General features: G+C 56.9%; 3 protein-coding genes. 2 read left to right on the plus strand and 1 reads right to left on the minus strand.

The features are described 5' to 3' along the window. On the minus strand, window positions 1-280 hold a 280-nt coding region (locus tag F804_RS0115010), incomplete at its 3' end, for an IS5 family transposase (RefSeq protein ID WP_022708561.1). A gap of 602 nt (window positions 281-882) precedes the next feature. Here F804_RS0115010 and F804_RS17060 point away from each other — a divergent pair. Beyond that, entirely contained in the window at window positions 883-4644 is a 3762-nt protein-coding gene (locus F804_RS17060; RefSeq protein ID WP_022708562.1) for a capsular polysaccharide export protein, LipB/KpsS family, read from the plus strand. A gap of 26 nt (window positions 4645-4670) precedes the next feature. Continuing rightward, window positions 4671-5634 (plus strand): capsular polysaccharide export protein, LipB/KpsS family (locus F804_RS16765; protein ID WP_040596091.1); only part of this gene is annotated, 964 nt, incomplete at its 3' end.

The following is a 5634-nucleotide window of genomic DNA, read 5'->3' on the forward strand; positions in this document are numbered from 1 at the left end:
CATCAATCATCAGCGTCTTCTGATCCGTTGCCTCCGAGGCCAATCCCTCGAAGATCCTGGCAAACACGCCCATCTCGCTCCAGCGCTTCCACCGGTTGTAGAGCGTCTTGGGCGGGCCATACTCCCGGGGCGCATCGCACCACCGCAACCCATTGCGGTTGATGAAGATTATGCCGCTCAGCACGCGCCGGTCATCGACCCTCGGCTTACCATGGCTCTTGGGAAAGAACGGCTTCAGCCGCTCCATCTGTTCGTCCGTCAGCCAGAAAAGATTACTCATGATGCCCCCACCTGTTTGGGAGCGTGAATCACGCCGACAGGACGGCATCAAGAAAATTAATGGGTCCTGACCCTAGCCTGCTTCCTGATTGCCTCACGGGCTGAGCCTGCGATCACCTTTCATTCGGACTGCGGGCAGAAGGGACCGTATTCAGTAGAAATCAGTTCAAAGGTCGATGGTCCAGTCCGGCAATTAAAGCACCTGCTGCTGTGGTCGCCGCAGGACCCCCCGCTGGAGGCGCGGGGCGATCTGTTCCTATCTGCCCAGCCCAGCTTCGGCATAACACCAATGCTCCAGCATACCATGGCTTGGAACCCGTTTGAGGAGGGCAGCAGTCCGGGATCGGGGGGAGTGATTGGTATCTTAGCAGAGGTGGATGCCTAACGTAAGCCTCAACGGGGGCCCCAAGCTGCCGTTCACCCAGATCTGCCGCCGCAGGGTGCTGGTGCAGTTATACAGTTGTCGATACTATCACCAAGTTGTGGTTTCACCTATGGTGATGGGCAGTCGTGGGCTGCCCCGCGATACGGTACCGATTGGAAGTCGCGGCCCGTGGAAGACAAGGCGGGTGAAACCCGGATTAGAGGATCAAAGAAACGGCTATGACGAAACGGGAAGACCAGCATGGACAGACGCATCCGTCCGACCTTTACGCACGATTTCTTGAACTGATTGGCCGGAACAACGCACCCGACGTTTCGGATTTCCGGGAAGCTCTGCTCGCTCAGCGGCACCAACTTCACCGCATCGGCTTTCCGCGCCGCAACCTAATGACCGGATTTTCCGCGAACCTTCCACGCCTGTTTCCTAACCTGATTGCCATGGACGAAACGGACATCGACGGCAACGCTCCAGTGATGATGTACGGTGCGATCCTAGACGACTTGTCCAAATCGCATGACAGCACTCGCAATCTGCTTCCGCGTGTGCGTCGCCAAGATCGGGTGCTCTTCTTCGAAATGGGGTTCCTAGCCTCAACCACCAGTTGGTCCGAAGCGCTGGCCTCGCGCGATCCGAGGCAGGCCTGTCTGGGCTATATTTTTGACGACCGCGCCCAATACTACATGTCGGATTACGAAACTCGGTTGGACGAAAAGCTGAACGGCGACTTCAGCCTAACCGTGGAACAGCGCGCCCGGGCCGAGCGCGCGATGCAGCGCATTGTCGATGCGCGCATCTCGAAGTACAATTCTCAGCCCTTTTACCGACCTTCGGTATCGCCCGACTACGCGCACCGCGTGCTGGTCGTCGACCAGAACTTCTCAGATGCCTCGACCTTCTACGGGCGCGCGTCGGAGCAAGACTTCAAGGCGATGCTTGACGCCGCCGTTTCCGAGAACCCAGATGCCGAGATCTTGGTCAAGACCCACCCGGACCTGAATTGGGTTAAGGGTGCCACGCGGCGGGGCTATTTTGACCACCTAACTTCGGAAGGGCGCGTTCGAATCCTGCGTGACAGCGTCAATCCCTTCGAGTTGTTCGATATGGTCGATAAAGTCTATGTCGGCACTAGCGGCATGGGACTGGAGGCATTGCTAGCCGGTAAGCCGGTAGTCTGCTTCGGAGCGCCCCTCTATGCTGGCTGGGGTCTGACCGACGACCGGACGACGGTGCCGCATCGCCACCGCTCCCGCGACTTGGCAGAGCTGTTCTACGCCATTTACATCTGGTACACGATCTACCACCTGCCGGAAGGCGATATGCCCGCCGAGATCGAGGACGTGTTGGATTTCATTGAGACCAACCGTCCGGTCCGCCCATCTCCCCAGGAAGTACAGGACATCCCTGACGTATCGATCGTGATCCCCGTTTATGGTGTGGAACGCTATGTCGCCGAATGCCTTGGCTCAATCCAACGGCAGAGCATGCAGAATTTCGAAGTCATCCTGATCGACGATGTCAGCCCTGACAGGTCGGCCGATATCGTCGAAAGCTTTGTCGCGCACGACCCTCGGTTCCGTTTAGTCCGGCGCACCGAGAACGTCGGACCGGGCTTTGCGCGCAACCAAGGCATGGATTTGGCGAGTGGACGATTCGTGCTATTTATCGACCCCGACGACTACATGCCCGATCCCGGCCATCTGAAGCGCGTCGTGGACATGGCCGACGCGGACGAGGCCGACATGGTGCGCTATCGCAAGCGCTATGAGCAAATCGAGGACGAGCAGGGTAACGTCCTAAAAATGCGGCGTGACACCACTGAGGGGTTCTTCCCCCGCGAGGTCCATCGCACCTCTCTGGACAAGCATCACGAAATAGCCCATTCGCGACATTTCTGGAACTGGCTTTACCGACGCGACTTTCTAGACCGCAACCAAATTAGATTCTTGACCAGCTATCGTGAGGAGCGTGCTTTTCTGCTCCAAGCATACATGGCCGACCCAGTGATCTCGCTCTGCAACAGCAATGGTGTCGTGTATCGTATCCGGTCTGATTCCGCTGTTCGGCGCGCGCAGACTATGGCGGATGTGGACAACCAGTTACAGAACTTCGACCTTGTGGTCCGGCACTTGCGCGACCACGGCGCGCTGGACCCCGGATCACCCCATTGGTGGCTTGCACGCTTTCAAGTGTCGCAGTTTTTACATTATCTGTATTTTGGATTTGCTTGGAAGACCGCAAAAGCCGAAAAGTCCGAGGATGTCTTCATCGAACGGCTTGCCGCCACGCTTGAGCGCTCTGGCCTCGGCCATCAACATCTTCTTCGGGATCCCTCGCAGCTGTCAGCCGTCCATCTTCGCGCGGGTGCTTATGGACTACTGTTCGCCGCAACCCGCCTGCGGCGCCGCGACTATATCGAGCGCGCACATGCTATTAAGCCCATTGATGCGGCTGAGCTTTACAAGGAGTACCTACAGAATCCTAAAAATGCGGCGGAGCGCGATTTTCAGCAGGCGCTGAATACTTACGCCCGCAACAAACTAGTTAAGCCCTCAACATCACCGAACGCTATGCCCTGCAAGCTGCCGCGTGTGATCTTGCATCTTGGCGCCACTAAAACCGGTAGTACTGTATTGCAGCACCTGCTAGAGGACAACCGCCCCGAGCTACTGCGCAATGGAATCTGGTATCCCGAAGTCGGCCTTTTCTGGCAGGCTGACCGGCCGCACAAGCAGGCTGGCCATGTCGGATTTATCAGCGAGGCATCCGACAAACGGCAGATCCTGCGCCAGCACCTGCTGAGTGGGCTGTCGCTGATGGATGGGCGGATCCATACTATCGTGCTGTCCTCAGAGGCCTTTTTCCTCAACCGCAACTCTTTGAATCTTGCTGAGTATTTTAAGAATTTCAACCCGGAGATGGTGGTCTATCTACGCCGCCAAGACGAATGGGCAAACTCCCAGTACTGCGAGTTCGTGGCCGGCGGTGCGATCAATTCGACTTCGGAAAGCTTCGCAAGATGGGTGGCCAAAGACAAGACGCAGGAATTGTTGGACTACGATGGCCTGGTTCGCGGGTGGGAACAGCACCTTCCCCCCAAGGCAATCCACGTACGCCGCTATCTGCGCACGCGCAGTCAAGAATGGAGCATCATTGATGATTTTGCCAGCGTCACTCGACTGCCTTTGATTGCTCGATTGCCCCTGCCCGACCGGCACAAGACCAACGAAGCTCGCGTATCGGCCACACACGTTGAATTGATCCGGCAGTTCAACAAGCGGCCCTTCTCCAACAAGCAGATCTACTTGAAGTTCATCGAGGCGATCACAACCGGCTTGGTCGCTTGGCGGCGGCAAAACAAGTTGCCGATGCCTGCACCTTGGGTCTTATCGGACAAAGAAGCCACAAGCCTCATGGAGGCGGCAGCAGCTGGGAACGGTCGCATCGCACGGGACTACTTCGACTCGGAGGCGATAGATTTGTTCCCTCGACGCGAGGCCCCGCCGCCATCCTGCCCAATTTATCTTGAGGAGTTCCAACTGGCCGAGGCAGCCTATGCAGAAAGCACAACCGCAGCCAAAAAGGCCAAGGCCAAGAAAAAGCTGAAAAGGATTGTGAACTATGGGCCGTTTGGATGGCGGCTCTGGTCCTCGGTTCCTATGATGGCGCTAGTGTATCGTCGGCGCGGTCGAAATGACCTAGCATCCAGCCTAACGGAAAACCCGGCCGCCTTTGCACGCGAACACTGGGAGGGCCGCCATTCAAGGCTGTGTTGGCTGGCCTATTCCAAGGCAAGCCCTCTTGGTCCGCAAAACATGCTACGCGTTTGGCTTCCGATCCTGGAGCCGGTCGTACGTCGGCGCGGCGGCGATACGGCGGTTAAGCATCTGCACAGTACCCCAATTGTCTTTGTCAGGAACATCCGCAACCCATTTGCCAAGCTGGTAGGCCGGCTGATGTTTCCCATGGGCGAAAAATCATAAACACCGTGGCGTCTTTAAAGAACCCGATGACTAACACGACCGCTAGCCGCAAGATTGTGACTCTCGAGGTTCCTGAGGCATGGTTCAGGGACTCCGAAGACGGCCAGCGGCACCGTCTTTTCTACAGTTCGCTGCTTGCAGCGCTGGCCGACCTCGGTGTGCTTGTGGACCCCGTCTGGTTGCCGCGTGGAGCCGAACGCGCGCCTCGTCCCGACGGAGCGGGGGATGCCACGATCAGCTTTCATTCCCATGGCCGGGCTGGCAACATCTTGCGCTGTAAGGAAGGTTATATTTCCCCTTATTATACTATGGACCGGATGGGTTATGCTTGCTTTTCAGAACTGGCCAGTCACCCCGAACGGTTCGCAGCGGAGATCAGTAGAAAGGATGCCAGACAGGCAGGAACCTTTGTGCGGACATTGGCGCAAGGAATGCGCAAAGAAAACCGTTCAAAGTATCTCCAGCCCGAACAGGGTACCGACATTAAGTCGGGATATCTGTTCATTCCCCTGCAGGTCGAGAACGATTCCGTCACCAAAGGTTTGTGGTTGGATAAGTTCAAGGCCGTCCGCTGCATTGTCGAGGCAGCCGCCGCCCAGAAGTTAAGGGTCGTCATTAAGCGACATCCGCGCTGTAGAAGCAAAGCAATCTCGGCGTTGCTGTCCGAGCTCGCCCGGAGGCCGAACGTATCGCTTTCGCAGGCTTCTATCCATACCCTGGTCGCGGACGCTAAATTGGTGGCGGGAGCAAATTCTGGCGTTCTTTTCGAAGCGCTGATTCAGGGTAAGCCCGTCATTAGCTATGCTGCTTCGGATTTTGGACAAGCGACGCAGCAGGTACGCACGTATGATGAGCTGACCCGCGCAGTAGCGGCCCCGGTAACGCCAGATCCGAGTTTCCGTGACCGCTTCTTGTTCTGGTACTTGACAGAATACTGCGTTCAGACAGACGATATCGCCACTATAAAGCTTAAGATCGAGATGCTTCTAG

Source organism: Paracoccus zeaxanthinifaciens ATCC 21588, from assembly GCF_000420145.1.
Lineage (GTDB): Bacteria > Pseudomonadota > Alphaproteobacteria > Rhodobacterales > Rhodobacteraceae > Paracoccus > Paracoccus zeaxanthinifaciens.

Coding starts and splice junctions, on each gene's coding strand:
- F804_RS17060 (WP_022708562.1), top strand. CDS start 883: ATGACGAAACGGGAAGACCAGCATGGACAGACGCATCCGTCCGACCTT.